Raw genomic sequence first — 15715 nt, forward strand, 5'->3', positions numbered from 1 at the left:
CGGTCATGGTGGGGGTAGGAAAACCGCGCCAAGCATAGCAATGTCAACAATCGAAAGGAATTTACATTGCTTTGAAGTTGCCGGCGCCGCATTGGCCGACCATCGAATTTTCAGCTTGGAGGGCGAATCATGTACCCACTATCAAAGCGCTGCGGCGCGGAATGCTTCGGCACGTTCTGGCTGGTGCTGGGCGGCTGCGGGGCCGCGGTGCTGGCGGCGGGCTTTCCGCAATTGGGCATCGGCTTTGCGGGCGTGGCGCTGGCGTTCGGCCTGACGGTGCTGACCATGGCATTTGCCGTCGGCCATATTTCCGGGGGGCATTTCAATCCGGCGGTCACGGTCGGGCTGGTGGCTGGCGGGCGTTTCCCCGCGCGGGAAATCCTGCCCTACGTGGCGGCCCAGGTGCTGGGGGCGATCGCGGCGGCGGCGGTGCTGGCGGTTATCGCCGACGGCAAGCTGGGGTTCGACTTGAAGGGCAGCCATTTCGCCGCGAACGGCTATGGCGCGTATTCGCCGGGCAAGTACGCGATGGGCGCCGCGCTGGTGACCGAAGTGGTGATGACGGCGGGCTTTTTATTCGTGATCCTGGGCGCCACCGCCAAGCGCGCCCCGGCCGGCTTTGCCGCCATCCCGATCGGCCTGGCGCTGACGCTGATCCACCTGGTCAGCATTCCCGTCACCAATACCTCGGTGAACCCCGCGCGTTCCACCGGTCCCGCGCTGTTCGTGGGCGGCTGGGCGATCGAGCAACTGTGGCTGTTCTGGGTGGCGCCGATCGTCGGGGCGATCATCGGGGCGCTGGCGTACCGCTTGGTGAGCGAACCGGCCACGCAGGCTTAGGGGCGGGCTTGCGCCGGCATCGCCCGCGTGGACGCGGCGACGGGCGCCTGCGTGGGTGTCAGTCCAGTGCCTGCAACTGCATCACCTGCGCATCGCTCGGGAACCCCCGCGTGCGGTAGCGCACCGGATACACCTCTTCCCGTTCCAGCAACGGCGAGAGCACCGCCAGCGCCTGTTCCCAGTCGACCACGCGGACTTCGCCGATCTCGTCGTCGGCTTCCGGGCGCACCAGCGCCAGGCGGTCGACCTGGGGCAGCGAGGTGTCCACGCCGCGAGTCCAGGAGGCCACCGAGAACGAGGCGGTCGCGTCGTTGTGCTGCGTGAACAGGTTGTAATTGGCGACGAAGAGGTCGATGCCCTGTTCTTCGTGGATGCGGTCCAGGGTTTCCTTCTGGGCGTCATAATCACCCTTGGCCAGCAGGCGCGCCAGGTGGTTCAGCTGGCGGCGCGTCGTGTCTTGCGGCGGCAGGTAGCGTTCGACGCCGGCGTCGGCATAGTGGTACATGTGCGGCGACACCGGCCGGCCATGTGATACGACCTGTTGGCACAGCTCGGCCATTTTCATCAGGCCCGCAGCGTCGTTGTCGCCGCTGACCAATAGCAGGTCGCGGGTGGGCATCATGAATACCGGCCGGCCGCGCACCGGCACGCGTTCGAGCATGTCGGGAAGCAGGGCGCGGCTGGTGTCGTAGCCATCTTCCCAGCCGCCGCTGTAGACGCCGGGCGCCACTTCCATGAAGTCGTCGGCCGAATCGCGCAGGTTGTCGATGGCAATCGCCAGGGCCTGGTCGAACGAAATGCCCCAGGCCGCCTCCGGGCCGTTGGTCAAGGTCGAGATGGATTCGGGGTGGTCCAGCGCAAGCAGCACCACGCAATCGTCGCCGAAAGGCCGCAGCGCCGGATGGAAATCGGCGTCGTTGCCGTCGGTGCGTACGTGATGCATGCGCACATCTTCGATGGCGCCCAGGTTGCGGATCACGGGCCGAAGCAGCGGGCGGGCCTCGGCCAGCGATTGCGGCACGGCCTGGCCGCTGCTGAGCAGCGTCGAGACGAAGCCTTGCAGGGCGCCCTGGCGCTGCCCGCCGGGGGCGTTGCAGTAGGCGTGATAAGCGTTGTGCAGGTTGAAGTACGAGCCTTCGCCCTGCAACAGGCGGAATTCGTCGGCCTTGTAGGCCAGGTCGCCGGCATAACCACGCTGACGCACGGCGGCGATGAAAAGCGCGGCGAACTGGTCCTGTGTCGGCTTGCGCCGTAACAGCGAATCTAGGAATCCCATGCTTTTCTCGGGTGGTTGAGGGGGCGTCGCAGGACGCGGCAGCGTTCGACTACGTTACGTCGCCGTCAGGCAGCGGACGGGGTGGGGGGGCGGATCGGGCAGCGGCTTGCTCGCGCAGGCGAGCGAGGGTGTCGACGTCCACCAGCCGGCGCAGCTCGCGCAACAGCGGCAGGGCGTCGGTGTACTTGCGGCCGTAGTCCAGGTTGAAGGCGTAGTCGAAATCGGGGCCGTTGGCGCCTTGGTTATGTTGCAGCAGGGTTTCCAGCTTGTCCATGGCTTTCACCGCCCGCGCTTCGGGCGATGAGGCGTTTTCATAGTCGTCCCACAAGGCCAGCAGTTGCGTGCGGGCAGGGGCGTCCAGCGAGCCGGCCAGGGTCAGCAGGTCCTGGCGTTCCTGGGCGCCCTTGTTCGCGCCGGGCGCCTGCTCGATCGCGGGCACGTCGCCGTGGATGGCCTCGCCCAGGTCGTGGATGATGCACAGCTTGAGGACGCGGACGAAGTCCAGGCCCGTCAGGCCATCTTCGAGCATCATCGCCATCAGGCACAGGCGCCAGGTGTGCTCCGCGGTGCTTTCCTGGCGGCCGCCCGAACTGCGGGCGCTGCGCAGTACGTCTTTCAGTTTTTCGGCCTGGCGGAGAAATTCCAGCCGGCCCTGGAGCGTGTCGGTGTCCATGAATCAGGTCGTCGTAAGTCTGATATTCCTATTCTGGCGGGCCTTGCCTGGCCAGACAGGCGCATAGCCAACGAGTGTATCTTGTGACGGCTTGCGCCATCCCGACCCTCTGGCCGCCGGATCGGGGGTGGGCAGGTTGTACATTACGCACTATTACCTGCTTCACCTTTACAGGATCGCCTCATCATGACCGCCCCGGAAGTCGTCATCTCGCCCTCGATCGCCTGCGCCAACGACCAGCCCTTCGTGCTGTTCGGCGGGATCAACGTGCTGGAATCCCTGGATCTCGCCCTGCGTTCCTGCGAGGAGTACCAGCGCGTGACCACCAAGCTGGGCATCCCGTACGTGTTCAAGGCCTCGTTCGACAAGGCCAACCGTTCCTCGATCCATTCCTACCGCGGCCCGGGGCTGGAAGAGGGCATGAAGATCTTCGAGGCGGTCAAGAAGGAATTCGGCGTGCCGGTCATTACCGACGTGCACGAGCCGTGGCAGGCCGCGCCGGTCGCCGAAGTGGCCGATATTCTGCAACTGCCAGCCTTCCTGGCCCGGCAGACCGACCTGGTGGTGGCGCTGGCCAAGACCGGCCGTGTCATCAACATCAAGAAGCCCCAGTTCCTCAGCCCCACGCAGGTGCTGAACATCGTCGAAAAATTCACCGAGGCCGGCAATGAACAACTGATCCTGTGCGACCGGGGCACCAGCTTCGGCTACGACAATCTGGTGGTCGACATGCTGGGCTTTGGCGTGATGAAGAAGGTGTCGGGCAACCGCCCGGTGATTTTCGACGTCACCCACGCGCTGCAACAGCGCTCGGCCCTGGACGCCGCGTCCGGCGGGCGTCGCGAGCAGGTGGCCGACCTGGCGCGGGCGGGTATGGGCGTGGGGCTGGCCGGCCTGTTCCTGGAAGCCCACCCTGACCCCAAGAACGCCAAGTGCGACGGCCCCAGCGCCTTGCCGCTCGACAAGCTCGAGCCGTTCCTGACCCAGCTCAAGCAGCTGGATGACCTGGTGAAATCCTTTGCGCCCATCGACATCGAGCCCTGACCCGGGTTGTCATCGCAGGTCAGCCAAGTTGTTATACGATCCGGGCCAAATACTTTAGGGAGGCCTGGATGTCTTTTTACGCGATCGTCGCCGTTCGTAAAGAACCCGTCAGCGGCCATGTCGCCTATGTGCGCTGGGGGCTGGCCGAACGCGGCGTGCCCGGTTGGGTCAGCGACCCCGTGACGGCGGCGGCGTCCGAGGTCATCGAGGCCATCAAGGCCGGCGCCGACGTCGAAACGGTGATCAGCGTCGACGGTCTGTCGGTTGCCTCGCGCCCGGTGCGGGTGCTGGTCGACGACGACGGGCGTGAGCACCTGGCCTCGGTGCCGGTGCCCAGCTCCACCCTGCACACGGTGTTCGATCTGCCGGAGTTCTAGGCCCCGGCTGTCGGCATCGGGAATACCCTGCTTGCGCGGCATCGGCCGCGGCGCGACCCTGCTGGAGTCACCGCCAGAAGGGGGTCTGCATGTCCGAGCCGGAACCTGCCAGCGCCACCGCGGCCCCGCGTGCCCGCAGACGGCGCATTTCCTGGATCTGGCTCGTGCCCGTCGTGGCCGCCGTGGGTGGCCTGCTGCTGGTTCTGCATGCCTGGCTGGCCGCCGGTCCCACTGCCACCATCGCCTTTCGCACCGCCGAAAGCCTGGAGGCCGGCAAGACGCAGGTGCGCTTCAAGGAAGTGGTGGTGGGCGTGGTCGAGCGTGTCGCGCTCAACGATGACCGGACCGGCGTCGTCGCCACGATCCGCCTGAACCAGGACGCCGCGGATCTGCTGCGCGAGGGTACGGCCTTCTGGGTTGTGCGGCCCCGCCTGACCTTGAGCGGCGTGTCCGGCCTTGGCACGCTCCTTTCCGGCGCTTACATCGGCGTGGATCCCGCCAAGCCACGCAAGGAGGGTGCCCGGGCGGCATCCAAATCCGCGTTCACCGGCCTGGAGGTCCCCCCGCAGGTGTCGCAGGATCGGGGCGGCAAGCGCTACGCCTTGCATGCCCGCGATCTGGGGTCTCTTGAAGTCGGGTCCCCCGTCTATTACCGCCGGGTCGCGGTGGGGGAAGTCATCGGCTACCGCCTGGAGCCCGGGGGCTCGGGTGTCGCCGTCGAGGTCTTTGTCGATACGCCCTACGACGCCTACATCAACGCCGGCACGCGTTTCTGGAATGCCGGCGGCATCGATTTCACCGTGGACGCCCGCGGCCTGAAGGTCCGTTCGCAATCGTTGCTGTCGGTCGCGATCGGCGGGGTGGCTTTCGAGACCTTCGACGCGCGTGAGCGGCCGCCGGCGCAGGCGGATGCCGCGTTCGCTTTGTTCCCGAACGAAGAGGCCGCCCGCGCCCAACCCGACGGCGAGCCCTTGCGGATACGCATGCGCTTTGACCAGTCGGTGCGTGGGCTGGTGGTCGGCGCGCCGGTCGACGCCTTCGGCGCGACGCTTGGCCAGGTGGACGCGATCGGCCTGGAATTCGACAAGTCCACCAACCTGTTCTACGCGGTGGTGTCGGCCACCGTCTATCCCCAGCGGTTGGGTGCCCAGGTGCTGGGCGAAGTCAGGGACTACACCGGCCCCGACCTGTCCCGTCCCACCGGGCGCCTGCTGACGGCGCTGATCGAGCGCGGCCTGCGCGCGCAACTGCGCATCGGCAATCTGTTGACCGGGCAACTCTACGTGTCGCTGGCCGTATTCCCGGATGCCCGGCCGGTAACGTTCACGATGGAAGACGTTCCCTTCCTGCCTACCGTGCCCAACAACCTGGATCAATTGCAGCAACAGATCAATCGCATCATGACCCGCCTGGACAAAGTGCCTTTCGACCATATAGGCATGGAGTTGAGCAGCGTGCTGCGGGCCACCGCGAGCCTGGCGCGCAAGCTCGACTCCCAGGTGGCGCCGGCGGCGCAGGCTTTGTTGCGCGAAGCCGGCCGCTCTCTGGCCGCGGTGGGCAACATGTTGCAGCCGGATGGGTCGTTGTCGGTGGGCACCGATGTGGCCGTGCGTGAGCTGGGCCGGGCGGCCCGCTCGCTGCGGCAGCTGTCGGACTACCTGCAAACGCGTCCCGATGCCTTGCTGCGGGGGCGCGGGGCGGACCCGGTCAAGCCCGCCCCTTAGCGCCAGGCCGTGCCGCCGCCGTCGTGCAGGCCCGATGGCGGCAAGGGTAGTTTTTTCATTATGGCCAGGCGGGCCGATGCGCCGATGCCTTGTCCGGCGGGCGTTGCGCCGGCCCCACCCGGGCGCCCGGCAGGCATGGCGCTTGCTGCTGATCCGGTTGTCTGATCGCTGCGGTCCTCGGGGCCGCGGCCCGGCATCAGTGGGGACTCAGCATGGACCATAACGAAATGATGGCTCGCATGATCAGCAAGCCCGTCGCCCCTGGCAAACCCGAGGGCTGGGACGGCATATTGTCCGCGTACGCGGATTGCCTGATGAAAGTGCAGGGCAAATTGACGGACGAAGATGTGAGGGGGTTTCTGGATGTGGGCGCCCGAGTGTTCCGCAGTTGCTGCCAGGAAGAGGCCCGGCAGCGCTGGACAGCCGAACAGTTGGCCGCCTATCACCGCAAACCGCCGGTCACTGGTTGAAAGCCTGCGGGTCGCAGGCGGCAAGCCGTGCCGCTATAGGCATTGACGCAAGGCGAATTTCCGGCCGAAGGCCCGGATTTCGTCGCCATCGACGGATGCCGCGACATCCCAGTGATCGCCTCGGGTGACCAGGACCGACTGCGACGAGAACGCGTGGCGCAGCGCGAACATCCAGAAGGCCGCTTCGGAACCGACTGGCGCCAGGTCGTGGGGGCCGATCCGCAATCGCTCAGGCCGGGGCGTGGCGCCGAGCGACCAGCGCAGCGCGATGGCCAGGAAAGCGAAGCGTGCCGAGACGCACGACGGCTGGACGCAAAGCACGCGGATCTTCTGCTTCATGGACGGTGGCCTCCAGGTGTGTGACCCAGCCTAGCAAAGAAGGTTGCCTCCTTCCATACCGCGTTCGGCCGAGGCGGCGGCTGGGCGGCAGCGTCGACGCTATTCCTCGGTCAACCGGGTGAACACGTTGGTGACGATCATTTCGTCCGGGCGCCGGGTGTTCGGGGCCGGCGCAGGCATGAGCTTGTCCATTTCCTTGCGGTCCTGGATACGGGTGAGGGTCAGGTGATCGCCCTGTATCTTGACGTAGCGGATCGACGCGACGCCCAGCTCGTACTTGTTCGTGGATTGTTCCAGCGTCTGTTCGATGCGCTTGCCGTCCAGCCAGCGGTAAGTGCCGCTGGACACCATGCCGGGGCCTTGCATCGACCAGGTGCCATCCGCGCGGAACTCGGCTACGCCGGCCCCGCCGGCCGGCTGCGGCGGCAGCGCCTGGCCGTCCACCGTGCGCAGCATGGTCTGGTGCCGCCATTTGCCGACCAGGGCCTGCGCGGCCTGCGGCACGGGCGGTTGGGCGCAAGCTGCCGCGGGCAGCAGCGCAGCGGCGCAGAGCAGGGCGGCCAGGGCGCCGGGGCGCAAGCGCTTGATGGCAAGGGGCAGCGGTTGGATCGGCATCGGAGCGCGGCAGGTGATCGTTCAGGGGAGTGTTGGACTTGCGGCATTATGCGCGCAGGTGGCATTGTCGTCACGGCTCTCGCCGCAAGCCTTGCAGCAGCAATTCCTGCGCCTGCAACGCCAGCGCCAGGCGCGCCGGGCCGTCGTCGCCGGCGGCGATCCAGAACGCGCTTTCGGCCAGGGCGCCGTCAAGCATTCTTGCCAGTACGCGGGGATCGGCGGGGCCGATACGGCCTTCTTCCATCAAGGTCTGCAGCAATGCGCCCAGCGATACGCTGCATTGGTCCTGCGCCGTGTTGCCGCCCTGGCCCAGCACCGCGCGCGCATCCTGCAGCACGATCCGGCGGATCTCCGGTTCGGTCGCCATTTCCAGATACGCGCGACAGCGCTCGCGCAGCCCCGTCCAGGCGTCCGGAGCCCGCCGGGAGATATCCTGCAAGCGCGCATCCATTTCGCCATCGATCTGCTCGACGACCGCCGCCAGCAATCCCGACTTGTCACCAAAATGGTGATACAACGCTCCTCGGGTCAGCCCGGCGGCGGCGGTCAGATCGTCCATCGACGTGTCCGCATAGCCGGTGCGACGGAACGATTCCCGGGCCGTCGCGAGCAGCTTTCCGCGGGTTTCTTCAATCATCTCGGCGCGTGATCGCGACATGGTGGGCTCCCGTTGCATACGCCGCGTATGTTAATTGACATGCGCCGGGTATGTGAATACGATCTTGCATACGCTTCGTATGTCAATCTGTCCGGTGGCCCCGCCGCCGGCCTGCAACATCCCCCAGAGGTTCCGGGTGTCGAATCCCTATCGCGAATTGTTCAAGGCGCCCGGCGCCGCAGGTTTTGTGGCGGCGTGCGCCGTGGCGCGCCTGGCCCTGCCGATGATCGGCATCGGCATCATCACCATGCTGTCGCAGGTGCGGGGCGCCTATACCCTGGCTGGCGCCGTGGCGGCCACGTTTGCGCTGGCGACGGCGTTGTTGGCGCCGCGCATTTCCCGCCTGGTCGATCGGCATGGCCAGGGCAGGGTGCTGCCCGTGGCGGCCGGCGCCAGCGTCGCCGGCCTGCTTGGCCTGGCGATCTGCGTGCGGATCGGTGCCCCGGACTGGACGCTGTTCGTGTTCGCGGCGCTGTCGGGCAGCCTGCCCAGCATGCCCGCCATGGCGCGGGCCCGCTGGACCGAGATCTACCGCGACCAGCCGCAACTGCGCACCGCCTATGCGCTGGAATCGGTATTCGACGAACTCAGCTTCATCATCGGGCCGCCTGTTGCAGTGGGGTTGTGCGTGCTGCTGTTCCCTGAAGCCGGGCCGCTGGGCGCGGCATTGCTGCTGGGCGTGGGCGTGACGGCATTCGTGCTGCAGCGCGCCACGGCACCCATCGTGCAGCCGCGCGAGGCTGGCCGCGAAGCCTCGGTGCTCAGCGTGCCCATCATGCGGCAACTGACCACCATGATGGCGGCCATGGGCGTCATCGTCGGCACCATCGACGTGATGAGCGTGGCGTTCGCCCGCCAGCAGGGTCTGCCGGCGGGCGCCAGCGTGGTGCTGTCAGCCTATGCCTTGGGCTCGTGCGTGGCCGGGCTGGCGTTCGGCGTGCTGAAATTCCAGATGCCGCTGGCGCGCCTCCTGGCCATTGCGGCCACGGTGACGGCCTTCACCACGGTGCCGCTACTGCTGGTAGGCGACCTGCTGACCCTGTCGCTGGGCGTCCTGCTGGCCGGCCTGTCGTTCGCGCCGACCATGATCATCGCCATGGCGATGGTCGAAGGCAGCGTACCGGGGCGCCGCTTGACCGAAGGGCTGACCTGGTTGGTCACCGGCCTGGGCGCGGGGGTTGCGGCCGGGGCGGCGCTGGCGGGCTGGATCGTCGATCATCACGGCGTGGTTGCGGGCTTCTGGACGGCGGTCGGGGCGGGCGCCGTCGTGTTGCTGGTGGCCCTGTACGCAGCGCGTGGCGCCAGGGCCGCCCCGGCGGCCGCCTGATCGGCCAGCGGTTCTAGAATGCCGGTAGCGCCGGGCCGCGGGGCGCGGCGCCTACAAGGAGAACACACATGTCCCGAACCGTCATCAATCCCGACACGGTTTTCAATTCGGTGCAATACGGCTTCAGCCAGGCCGTCATCGTGACCGGCCAGCGTCGCATGCTGCTGTCCGGCCAGGTCGGTGTCGATGCCGACGAACGCACCGTCGGGCCCGGCCTGCAGGAACAGACCGAAGCCGCGCTGGACAACATCGAGCGCGTCCTCGCCGCGGCGGGCGGCACGCTGGCGCAGGTCATCATGCTGCGCATCTACATCTGCGAAACGGCCCGCGAAGACCAGGAAGTGATCGCCCAGGCCCTGCGCGACCGCTTTCCAAAGGACCCGCCGCCGTCATCGTGGATCATCGTCAGCGGTCTGTCGCTGCCGGAGTGGCTGGTCGAGATCGAAGCCGAAGCCATGCTGGACTGACCCAGCCCGAACGCACGGGCGGTTCCGGCAGGTCTCAGTCTTTGTCGCGCCACGGCGTCGTCGCAAACGCCTCGCGCAGGTGGGCGAGAAAGCCCGCCGTGCGCGCCGACAGGTCCTGGCGCGACTTCACCAGTGCTACCACGTTGGCCTCAGGCAGGCTCCAGCCCGCCAGCAATGGCACCAGGTCGCGGTTTTTCACGTGCTCGGCCACATCCCATTCCGACCGGGCCAGGATGCCGTGACCGGCCAGCGCCCAGGCCACCGCCGCCGCGCCGGCGTTGGTCGACAACACCGGCGCAATGCGCACGCCCACCGCGGGGCCGCGGCCGCGCTTGAAGCGCCACAGCGTCACGTCTTCTTCGTTTTCCCGCAGGGCGATGCAGTCGTGGTCGCGCAGGTCTTCGGGCTTGGCCGGGGCGCCACGCCGCGCCAGGTAAGCGGGCGACGCGCACAGGATGCGCCGATTGGGGGCCAGCGGATACGCCACCAGTGTCGAATCGCGCAGTTCCCCGATGTGGATCATGACGTCCCAGTTGTCGCTGGCCAGTCGCGGCGGTCCGTCGGACAGGGTCAGGCTGGCGGTCACGTCTTCGCTGTTCTGGCGGAACTGCGCCACCCGTTCCGCCACGTATCGCTGGCCGAAACCCAATGGTGCCACCACCCGCAGATGGCCGGCCACCACGCCGCGCCGGCCGACCAGCTCGTCGGCCAGGTCATTGAGTTCACCGCAGATCTGCCCGGCGCGCAGGGCCAGCAGGCGGCCTTCGTCGGTCAGCGCCGTGCCGCGGCCGGATCGGTTCACCAGCCTTACGCCCAGCCGCTTTTCCAGTGCGTGCAATCGTTGCGTCACGGCAGGCGGCGTCACGTCCAGGGCGCGCGCGGCCTGCGCCAGCGAACTGGTCGCCGCCAGGCTCAGGAAAAAACGCAGGTCGTCGGTGGTAATCATTCAGAATTGCCTTAATGATTGATTAAGTCCTTATTAAACACGCAAGCCCCTGGTCGCGCCATACTTCCGGCATGCGGTTGCGCCCGGGCGGCGCCCGCGTCGATCCCCGCCTGTCCCCGCCCGTTTGCTTCCGACACTGCCATGACTGCTGCTAGCGCCACTCTCGATACCCTGGACACGCCCTGCCTGCTGCTGGACGAAACCCGCATGACCCGCAACATCGAGCGCTTGAATGGCCTCATGGCCGGCCACGGCGTGCAGTTGCGTCCGCACCTGAAGACGCCCAAGTCGATCGAGGTGGCCCGCCGCGTCATGGCCAGCCCGCAAGGCCCGGCCGCCGTGTCGACGCTGCAGGAAGCCGAGCAGTTCGCCGCCGCCGGCGTGACCGACCTGCTCTATGCCGTGGGCGTGGCGCCCGCGAAGCTGGACCGGGTCCTGGCCCTGCGCGGGCGCGGCGTCAACCTGACGGTGGTGGTCGACAGCATCCAGGCTGCGCAAGCCGTTGCCGAGCGCGCCACGCAGGAGGGAACTGCGATCCCCGCCCTGATCGAAATCGATTGCGACGGGCATCGCGCGGGCGTGCAGCCTGGCCACGTCGAGCAGTTGCTGGCCATCGCACGGGTGTTGGACGGCGCAGGCTGCCTGCGCGGCGTCATGACCCACGCCGGCGAGTCCTACGGCTGCCGCAGTGTCGACGCGATCGCCGCCATGGCGGAGCAGGAACGCCTGGCCGCCGTCACCTGCGCCCAAGCGATCCGCGCCGCCGGACTGCCGTGCCCGGTCGTCAGCGTCGGCTCGACGCCCACCGCGCATTTCGCCCGCAACCTGGACGGCGTGACCGAGGTGCGCGCGGGCGTGTACGTATTTTTCGACCTGGTCATGGCCGGGCTGGGCGTGTGCTCGGTGGACGACATCGCCGCGACCGTCCTCACGACGGTCATCGGCCATCAGCCCGACAAGGGCTGGATCCTGGTGGACGCCGGCTGGATGGCCATGTCGCGGGACCGCGGCACCGCCAAGCAACCGGTGGATCAGCTGTACGGCCTGGTGTGCGATGCGGACGGCAAGGTCTATCCCGACCTGCTGCTGGCCGAAACCAACCAGGAGCAGGGCATCATCAAGCTGCGCGCGGGCAGCGGCGCCGCCTTGCCGGACCTGCCGCTGGGCAGCAAACTGCGCATCGTGCCGAACCACGCCTGCGCAACCTGCGCCCAGCACGACGCCTACGAAGTCGTGCGCACCGGCGGCCGCGACGTCGTGGCGCACTGGGAACGCTTTCGCGGCTGGTAAGCCCATCAAGGAATCTCCATGGACACGATATACACCCCCAACGCCACCCCGCCAGCTGGCCACTATTCGCAGGCCGTACGGGCCAACGGCTTCGTCTTTGTCTCCGGGCAACTGGGGTTTCAGGCCCCCGCCCAGCCGGGCGAACGCCCGCAACTGGCGCAAGGGGTGGCGGCCCAGACCGAGGCCGCCCTGCGCAGCATGGCGGCCATCCTGCAGGCGGCGGGTTCGTCGATGGCCCACGTGGTCAACGTCACCGTCTACATCCCCGATGTCGGCTTGTGGAATGAGGTGAACAGCGTCTACGAGCGCAGCTTCGGCGATCACCGGCCCGCCCGCGCCATCGTGCCCACCCGTGAATTGCACTACGGTGCCCTGGTGGAAATCAGCGCCATCGCGGTGGCGCCACCCGCTTGAAGGACGGGGACGGATGGGGCACGCAGCCGCCTATAATGCGGGCGCCTCGATACCCCTGGGGGAGCCCATCCGCATGCACTACGAATATCTGTTCTGGTCCATGGCCGCCATGGTCGCCGTGGCCTTGGTAGGCGGTTCGCTCTGCGGCCGCCTGCGCTCGGTCGGCCGGGCGCTGGCTGGCGTCGCGATCCTCGCCGCGGCAATCTTCGCCGCCGTATTCACGCTGTCGCGCTCGACCGGATTTGGCGACCAGGCTGCGATGCTGTCGATCGCCGCCTTCATGTTCAGCCTGGTCATCGGCAGCGCGGCGGCGCTGCTCACCCGCCGCATCCTGCGCCGCGCCTGACCCGCCAAAAGAGCAGGGCGCCCGCAAGGGGCGCCCCGTGTCGGCCAGCAGGGTCGCGTACCGACGGCCCGTTGCCCTGGGTCCGCGACTCGTGCCGGCTTATTCTTCGGCGTCGTCGAAGTCTTCGTCTTCTTCGTCTTCCTCGTCCTGTTCCAGGGCGTCATAGCCCTTCCAGGTGATGCGCCAGCGCGTATCGCCGGCAGTGGCCGCCGTCTCGCTGACCTGTTTGACCAGCCCGGCATCGGCCAGCAGGTCCAGGTGATGCGCAATCAGTTGCAGGCCCTGTTCCTGCGCGTGGGGTGCCAGAGCGGCGTTCTTGATGTCGTGCGTGCTCAGGTTGGGGCCTGCCGCGTCGCGCAAGGCACCCAGGATGGTGACGACCAGATCGAAATCGCGTTGCATGATGTTGTCCGCCAAGTTGGGAAAAAAGACAGGCCGACAATAGCAGAGTTCCGTGGCGTGCACGCGACAGCTGCGAGCGCGGGTTAAAGTGGCGGGTTACCGACAACCCTTACGGGCAGTACCCATGAAGAAACCCGCAGAGCGCGATTGCCTCGCGCTGATCCCCGGCTACACCGGCCAGGCCGCCAAGCTCTTTCTGACCCGCACCGAAGCAGGCGCCATCGACGGCGTGACCGTGTTCGACCTGCTCGGCCACGTCAAGCTGCAAGGCGACGCCCAGGCTGCGGCCGACTGGATCGCGGACTGGCTGGCGCAAGAGTCCGACAATCGCAAGGCTCGCCGCACCCAGCTGCAGGCCCAGATGTTCCTGTGCAAGCTGGCCGGCGACGAGAAGGCCACGTTCCTGGCCGCCCAGAAGCCGCTGCTCGCCGCGCTGGCCGCCGCGGGGGTGCGCAGCCGCAGCGTGGCGGCCACGTCCGGCGCCGCCCGGCGTTCGCTCGGTCCGATTGTCAGGAAGCCTTAGCATAAGGCTGTTATAGTCGCGCCTGGGCGTGTGTGCACCTGTACGGTGCGTGCCCAGGCGGGCTCGGCCCGCAAGTCTAGGAAGATTGATCATGGAAATACTCAGTCGGCACGTTGCCGACGTGACGGGCGGCGTTGAGCTCCACACAACGCTTGATGGCGAAAGCATTAGCACTTATGTCGTATCCGGCGTAAACGATCTCAATGCCATCGCCGACATCGTGCCCCCCGAAAAAGTCGAAGGCGGAGCGGACATTCACGCTGCCAATGTCGACAATGTTGATAATGCGCAAGACCAAATCGACCAGGTCCTGGAAAATATGAATCCCGGCGACGTGGCGGTTTTCCTATGCTCGGGCCCCGAGGCTTTCGGCGCGGCGCTCGATCTGTTGGGCTTACCTATCGACGAGTAAGCCTCACGGCAAACCAAAAAGTGCCCCACCCAAACGGCGTATGAGTCCGATGCGCGTTTGACGGCATTTATATAAGCCTCGATTGTTTTTTTATGATGTGTGGGTGTTTACACCTATGCAGGGCACCTTTTTGCCTATGGAAACGTGTTAATTTTGTGCGCAGTTTCTCTTTGTTGCATTATTGGCACGTATTTTTTAGGATTATGTTGACTTGTGAGGGGAACATAACGATAGTGTCGGCACACGATCACAAGCGTTGCGATTTTCGTTCAGTGCCGTGCCTTTTCCGGCTCAGCGTTATTGTTCTACTGTCCCCTCCTTGATTGATTCGTGACCTCCGGGCATTTGCCCATTATCTCTAGGAAATACAGTATGGAAACCGGCGTCGTTAAGTGGTTCAATTCGGAAAAAGGCTATGGCTTCATCACCCCGGAAGCGGGTGGTAAGGACCTGTTCGCTCACTTCTCCGAAATTCAGGGCTCGGGCTTCAAGTCTCTGGAAGAGAACCAGCGCGTCAGCTTTGTGACGGCCAATGGCCCCAAGGGCCCGCAAGCCACGAAGATCCAGGTCCTGTAAGGATTCTGGCTTTTCGGAAAAGCCCCTTCGGGGGCTTTTTTGCGTCTGGGGCTCCCGTAAGGGGGCCCTTTTGCATGGCGCCAGGCGTGCCGCGGTATCCTTGCCGCAGCTTTCCGTTTCTTGCCCGGCATAGCGTCGGGCGTACCCGCTACAGGACGAATCCATGACCCAGCCCAGCCACGCCCCGCTCTCCCTGCAACCGCAAGACGTGGTGGCCTTTTGGCGCGATGCGGGGCGCGAGGCGTGGTTCACCAAGGATGCGGCCTTCGACGAGCGTTTCCGGCAGCATTGCGGGGCGGCCCACCTGGCTGCGGCGGCCCGGCAACTCGATGCCTGGCTGGATGACCCCGAAGGCGCGCTGGCACTGATGATCCTGCTGGACCAGTATCCCCGCAATGCCTACCGCGGCACCGCCCACATGTTCGCCACCGACCCTTTGGCGCTGGTGTTTGCCGAGCGCGCCGTTGCGGCGGGGCACGACCTGGCGGTCGACCCGTCGCTGCGCCAGTTCTTCTACCTGCCGTTCGAGCATGCCGAGAGCCTGGTGGCGCAGAATCGCGCGGTGGCCTTGATGGAACCCTTGGGTGCCGATTCGGTGCGCTGGGCGGTTCTTCATCGCGACATCATCAAGCGTTTCGGCCGCTTCCCGCATCGCAACGCCGCCCTGGGCCGCCACACGACTCAGCCTGAACAGGAATTCCTGGACGCCGGCGGCTTCGCCGGGTGAGGCGGGGCGGCGCTCGGGTCAGACCGCCTTTTCCCGCCTGAGTCCAGGGCCGCGGCCGTGACGGTATCTGCTTGTATCGACGCATGGCCAGTTGAAAATTCTGCCCCGCTTTGCGCCAGGGCAAGCCGGGCGCGGGCTTGCGGATGGCCGCATATTTGACGTTTTTCCGGGTTCACCAATACACTGGGTTCAGCGAGATTTTCAAGAGACGCGGTCTGCGTTTAACTTGTCGCCGTCAGTGGTGCTGCGGTTGCTTCCTCTCCCATCCT

General features: G+C 66.5%; 21 protein-coding genes. 14 read left to right on the forward strand and 7 right to left on the reverse strand.

The annotated features are described in order from the left end of the window. The first annotated feature begins 129 nt into the window (after positions 1-129). On the forward strand, positions 130-840 hold the full coding sequence (gene aqpZ, locus AC6LJ2_RS10755; protein ID WP_263910890.1) for an aquaporin Z: 711 nt from the start codon (positions 130-132) through the stop codon (positions 838-840). Between the two features lie 58 nt (positions 841-898). Here aqpZ and AC6LJ2_RS10760 read toward each other — a convergent pair whose 3' ends face one another. Together AC6LJ2_RS10760 and AC6LJ2_RS10765 are read right to left on the reverse strand one after the other, a co-directional pair. Further along, the gene (locus AC6LJ2_RS10760) at positions 899-2116 is read right to left on the reverse strand and encodes a DUF1444 domain-containing protein (RefSeq protein WP_498151354.1); all 1218 of its coding nucleotides are present in this window, start codon (positions 2114-2116) and stop codon (positions 899-901) included. Between the two features lie 49 nt (positions 2117-2165). Next, positions 2166-2789, reverse strand: a complete 624-nt coding sequence (locus AC6LJ2_RS10765) for an HD domain-containing protein (protein ID WP_498151355.1) — start codon at positions 2787-2789, stop codon at positions 2166-2168. Between the two features lie 186 nt (positions 2790-2975). Between AC6LJ2_RS10765 and kdsA the strand changes: the two genes are divergently transcribed. From kdsA to AC6LJ2_RS10785, 4 genes are all read left to right on the forward strand, one after another. Continuing rightward, positions 2976-3833 (forward strand): 3-deoxy-8-phosphooctulonate synthase, encoded by an 858-nt coding sequence (gene kdsA, locus AC6LJ2_RS10770; RefSeq protein ID WP_445656798.1) that lies wholly within the window; start codon positions 2976-2978, stop codon positions 3831-3833. A 68-nt stretch (positions 3834-3901) separates the two neighbouring features. Next, a complete protein-coding gene (locus AC6LJ2_RS10775) occupies positions 3902-4210 on the forward strand; it encodes a DUF3892 domain-containing protein (RefSeq protein WP_263910885.1) in 309 nt (102 codons plus the stop codon). A gap of 89 nt (positions 4211-4299) precedes the next feature. Then, entirely contained in the window at positions 4300-5934 is a 1635-nt protein-coding gene (locus AC6LJ2_RS10780) for a PqiB family protein (RefSeq protein WP_263910884.1), read from the forward strand. 212 nt (positions 5935-6146) lie between these two features. Then, positions 6147-6404 (forward strand): hypothetical protein, encoded by a 258-nt coding sequence (locus tag AC6LJ2_RS10785; RefSeq protein WP_263910883.1) that lies wholly within the window; start codon positions 6147-6149, stop codon positions 6402-6404. A 33-nt stretch (positions 6405-6437) separates the two neighbouring features. Here the strand turns inward: AC6LJ2_RS10785 and AC6LJ2_RS10790 are convergent, their stop codons facing one another. The 3 genes from AC6LJ2_RS10790 to AC6LJ2_RS10800 all read right to left on the reverse strand — a co-directional run bounded on the left by AC6LJ2_RS10790 (position 6438) and on the right by AC6LJ2_RS10800 (position 8016). After that, a complete protein-coding gene (locus AC6LJ2_RS10790; protein ID WP_263910882.1) occupies positions 6438-6743 on the reverse strand; it encodes a hypothetical protein in 306 nt (101 codons plus the stop codon). A gap of 99 nt (positions 6744-6842) precedes the next feature. Next, positions 6843-7358: a hypothetical protein gene (locus AC6LJ2_RS10795; protein WP_445656796.1), complete on the reverse strand. Its 516-nt coding sequence runs from the start codon at positions 7356-7358 to the stop codon at positions 6843-6845. Positions 7359-7428: 70 nt separating this feature from the next. Then, positions 7429-8016, reverse strand: a complete 588-nt coding sequence (locus AC6LJ2_RS10800; protein WP_445656795.1) for a TetR/AcrR family transcriptional regulator — start codon at positions 8014-8016, stop codon at positions 7429-7431. Positions 8017-8152: 136 nt separating this feature from the next. On the opposite strand from AC6LJ2_RS10800, the gene AC6LJ2_RS10805 reads away from it, so the two are divergent. Next, entirely contained in the window at positions 8153-9343 is a 1191-nt protein-coding gene (locus tag AC6LJ2_RS10805; protein WP_263910879.1) for an MFS transporter, read from the forward strand. 68 nt (positions 9344-9411) lie between these two features. Next, positions 9412-9810 (forward strand): RidA family protein, encoded by a 399-nt coding sequence (locus tag AC6LJ2_RS10810; RefSeq protein ID WP_263910878.1) that lies wholly within the window; start codon positions 9412-9414, stop codon positions 9808-9810. Between the two features lie 34 nt (positions 9811-9844). Here the strand turns inward: AC6LJ2_RS10810 and AC6LJ2_RS10815 are convergent, their stop codons facing one another. Beyond that, positions 9845-10756 (reverse strand): LysR family transcriptional regulator, encoded by a 912-nt coding sequence (locus AC6LJ2_RS10815; protein ID WP_263910877.1) that lies wholly within the window; start codon positions 10754-10756, stop codon positions 9845-9847. Between the two features lie 141 nt (positions 10757-10897). Here AC6LJ2_RS10815 and AC6LJ2_RS10820 point away from each other — a divergent pair, with 141 nt between their 5' ends. The 3 genes from AC6LJ2_RS10820 to AC6LJ2_RS10830 all read left to right on the forward strand — a co-directional run bounded on the left by AC6LJ2_RS10820 (position 10898) and on the right by AC6LJ2_RS10830 (position 12806). Continuing rightward, the gene (locus AC6LJ2_RS10820) at positions 10898-12046 is read left to right on the forward strand and encodes a DSD1 family PLP-dependent enzyme (RefSeq protein ID WP_445656793.1); all 1149 of its coding nucleotides are present in this window, start codon (positions 10898-10900) and stop codon (positions 12044-12046) included. Positions 12047-12064: 18 nt separating this feature from the next. After that, the gene (locus tag AC6LJ2_RS10825; RefSeq protein WP_263910875.1) at positions 12065-12460 is read left to right on the forward strand and encodes a RidA family protein; all 396 of its coding nucleotides are present in this window, start codon (positions 12065-12067) and stop codon (positions 12458-12460) included. A gap of 73 nt (positions 12461-12533) precedes the next feature. Further along, on the forward strand, positions 12534-12806 hold the full coding sequence (locus tag AC6LJ2_RS10830) for a hypothetical protein (protein WP_263910873.1): 273 nt from the start codon (positions 12534-12536) through the stop codon (positions 12804-12806). Between the two features lie 99 nt (positions 12807-12905). Here the strand turns inward: AC6LJ2_RS10830 and AC6LJ2_RS10835 are convergent, their stop codons facing one another. After that, positions 12906-13208 carry a DUF2513 domain-containing protein gene (locus AC6LJ2_RS10835; protein WP_263910871.1) on the reverse strand — a complete coding sequence of 101 codons (303 nt, stop codon included), beginning with the start codon at positions 13206-13208 and terminating at the stop codon, positions 12906-12908. Positions 13209-13332: 124 nt separating this feature from the next. Here AC6LJ2_RS10835 and AC6LJ2_RS10840 point away from each other — a divergent pair, with 124 nt between their 5' ends. From AC6LJ2_RS10840 to AC6LJ2_RS10855, 4 genes are all read left to right on the forward strand, one after another. Continuing rightward, on the forward strand, positions 13333-13731 hold the full coding sequence (locus tag AC6LJ2_RS10840; protein ID WP_263910870.1) for a hypothetical protein: 399 nt from the start codon (positions 13333-13335) through the stop codon (positions 13729-13731). 91 nt (positions 13732-13822) lie between these two features. Beyond that, positions 13823-14143, forward strand: a complete 321-nt coding sequence (locus tag AC6LJ2_RS10845; protein WP_263910868.1) for a hypothetical protein — start codon at positions 13823-13825, stop codon at positions 14141-14143. Between the two features lie 372 nt (positions 14144-14515). After that, the gene (locus AC6LJ2_RS10850; RefSeq protein ID WP_006220190.1) at positions 14516-14719 is read left to right on the forward strand and encodes a cold-shock protein; all 204 of its coding nucleotides are present in this window, start codon (positions 14516-14518) and stop codon (positions 14717-14719) included. A 163-nt stretch (positions 14720-14882) separates the two neighbouring features. Continuing rightward, positions 14883-15446 (forward strand): DUF924 family protein, encoded by a 564-nt coding sequence (locus AC6LJ2_RS10855; protein WP_445656792.1) that lies wholly within the window; start codon positions 14883-14885, stop codon positions 15444-15446. Positions 15447-15715 lie beyond the last annotated feature (269 nt).

It is taken from the genome of Achromobacter sp. 1014246743 (assembly GCF_059760725.1).

Excerpts from the sequence above, each read along its gene's own strand:
- aqpZ (WP_263910890.1), top strand. The coding sequence starts at position 130 with ATGTACCCACTATCAAAGCGCTGCGGCGCGGAATGCTTCGGCACGTTC.
- AC6LJ2_RS10760 (WP_498151354.1), bottom strand. The coding sequence starts at position 2,116 with ATGGGATTCCTAGATTCGCTGTTACGGCGCAAGCCGACACAGGACCAG.
- AC6LJ2_RS10765 (WP_498151355.1), bottom strand. The coding sequence starts at position 2,789 with ATGGACACCGACACGCTCCAGGGCCGGCTGGAATTTCTCCGCCAGGCC.
- kdsA (WP_445656798.1), top strand. The coding sequence starts at position 2,976 with ATGACCGCCCCGGAAGTCGTCATCTCGCCCTCGATCGCCTGCGCCAAC.
- AC6LJ2_RS10775 (WP_263910885.1), top strand. The coding sequence starts at position 3,902 with ATGTCTTTTTACGCGATCGTCGCCGTTCGTAAAGAACCCGTCAGCGGC.
- AC6LJ2_RS10780 (WP_263910884.1), top strand. The coding sequence starts at position 4,300 with ATGTCCGAGCCGGAACCTGCCAGCGCCACCGCGGCCCCGCGTGCCCGC.
- AC6LJ2_RS10785 (WP_263910883.1), top strand. The coding sequence starts at position 6,147 with ATGGACCATAACGAAATGATGGCTCGCATGATCAGCAAGCCCGTCGCC.
- AC6LJ2_RS10790 (WP_263910882.1), bottom strand. The coding sequence starts at position 6,743 with ATGAAGCAGAAGATCCGCGTGCTTTGCGTCCAGCCGTCGTGCGTCTCG.
- AC6LJ2_RS10795 (WP_445656796.1), bottom strand. The coding sequence starts at position 7,358 with ATGCCGATCCAACCGCTGCCCCTTGCCATCAAGCGCTTGCGCCCCGGC.
- AC6LJ2_RS10800 (WP_445656795.1), bottom strand. The coding sequence starts at position 8,016 with ATGTCGCGATCACGCGCCGAGATGATTGAAGAAACCCGCGGAAAGCTG.
- AC6LJ2_RS10810 (WP_263910878.1), top strand. The coding sequence starts at position 9,412 with ATGTCCCGAACCGTCATCAATCCCGACACGGTTTTCAATTCGGTGCAA.
- AC6LJ2_RS10815 (WP_263910877.1), bottom strand. The coding sequence starts at position 10,756 with ATGATTACCACCGACGACCTGCGTTTTTTCCTGAGCCTGGCGGCGACC.
- AC6LJ2_RS10820 (WP_445656793.1), top strand. The coding sequence starts at position 10,898 with ATGACTGCTGCTAGCGCCACTCTCGATACCCTGGACACGCCCTGCCTG.
- AC6LJ2_RS10825 (WP_263910875.1), top strand. The coding sequence starts at position 12,065 with ATGGACACGATATACACCCCCAACGCCACCCCGCCAGCTGGCCACTAT.
- AC6LJ2_RS10830 (WP_263910873.1), top strand. The coding sequence starts at position 12,534 with ATGCACTACGAATATCTGTTCTGGTCCATGGCCGCCATGGTCGCCGTG.
- AC6LJ2_RS10835 (WP_263910871.1), bottom strand. The coding sequence starts at position 13,208 with ATGCAACGCGATTTCGATCTGGTCGTCACCATCCTGGGTGCCTTGCGC.
- AC6LJ2_RS10840 (WP_263910870.1), top strand. The coding sequence starts at position 13,333 with ATGAAGAAACCCGCAGAGCGCGATTGCCTCGCGCTGATCCCCGGCTAC.
- AC6LJ2_RS10845 (WP_263910868.1), top strand. The coding sequence starts at position 13,823 with ATGGAAATACTCAGTCGGCACGTTGCCGACGTGACGGGCGGCGTTGAG.
- AC6LJ2_RS10850 (WP_006220190.1), top strand. The coding sequence starts at position 14,516 with ATGGAAACCGGCGTCGTTAAGTGGTTCAATTCGGAAAAAGGCTATGGC.
- AC6LJ2_RS10855 (WP_445656792.1), top strand. The coding sequence starts at position 14,883 with ATGACCCAGCCCAGCCACGCCCCGCTCTCCCTGCAACCGCAAGACGTG.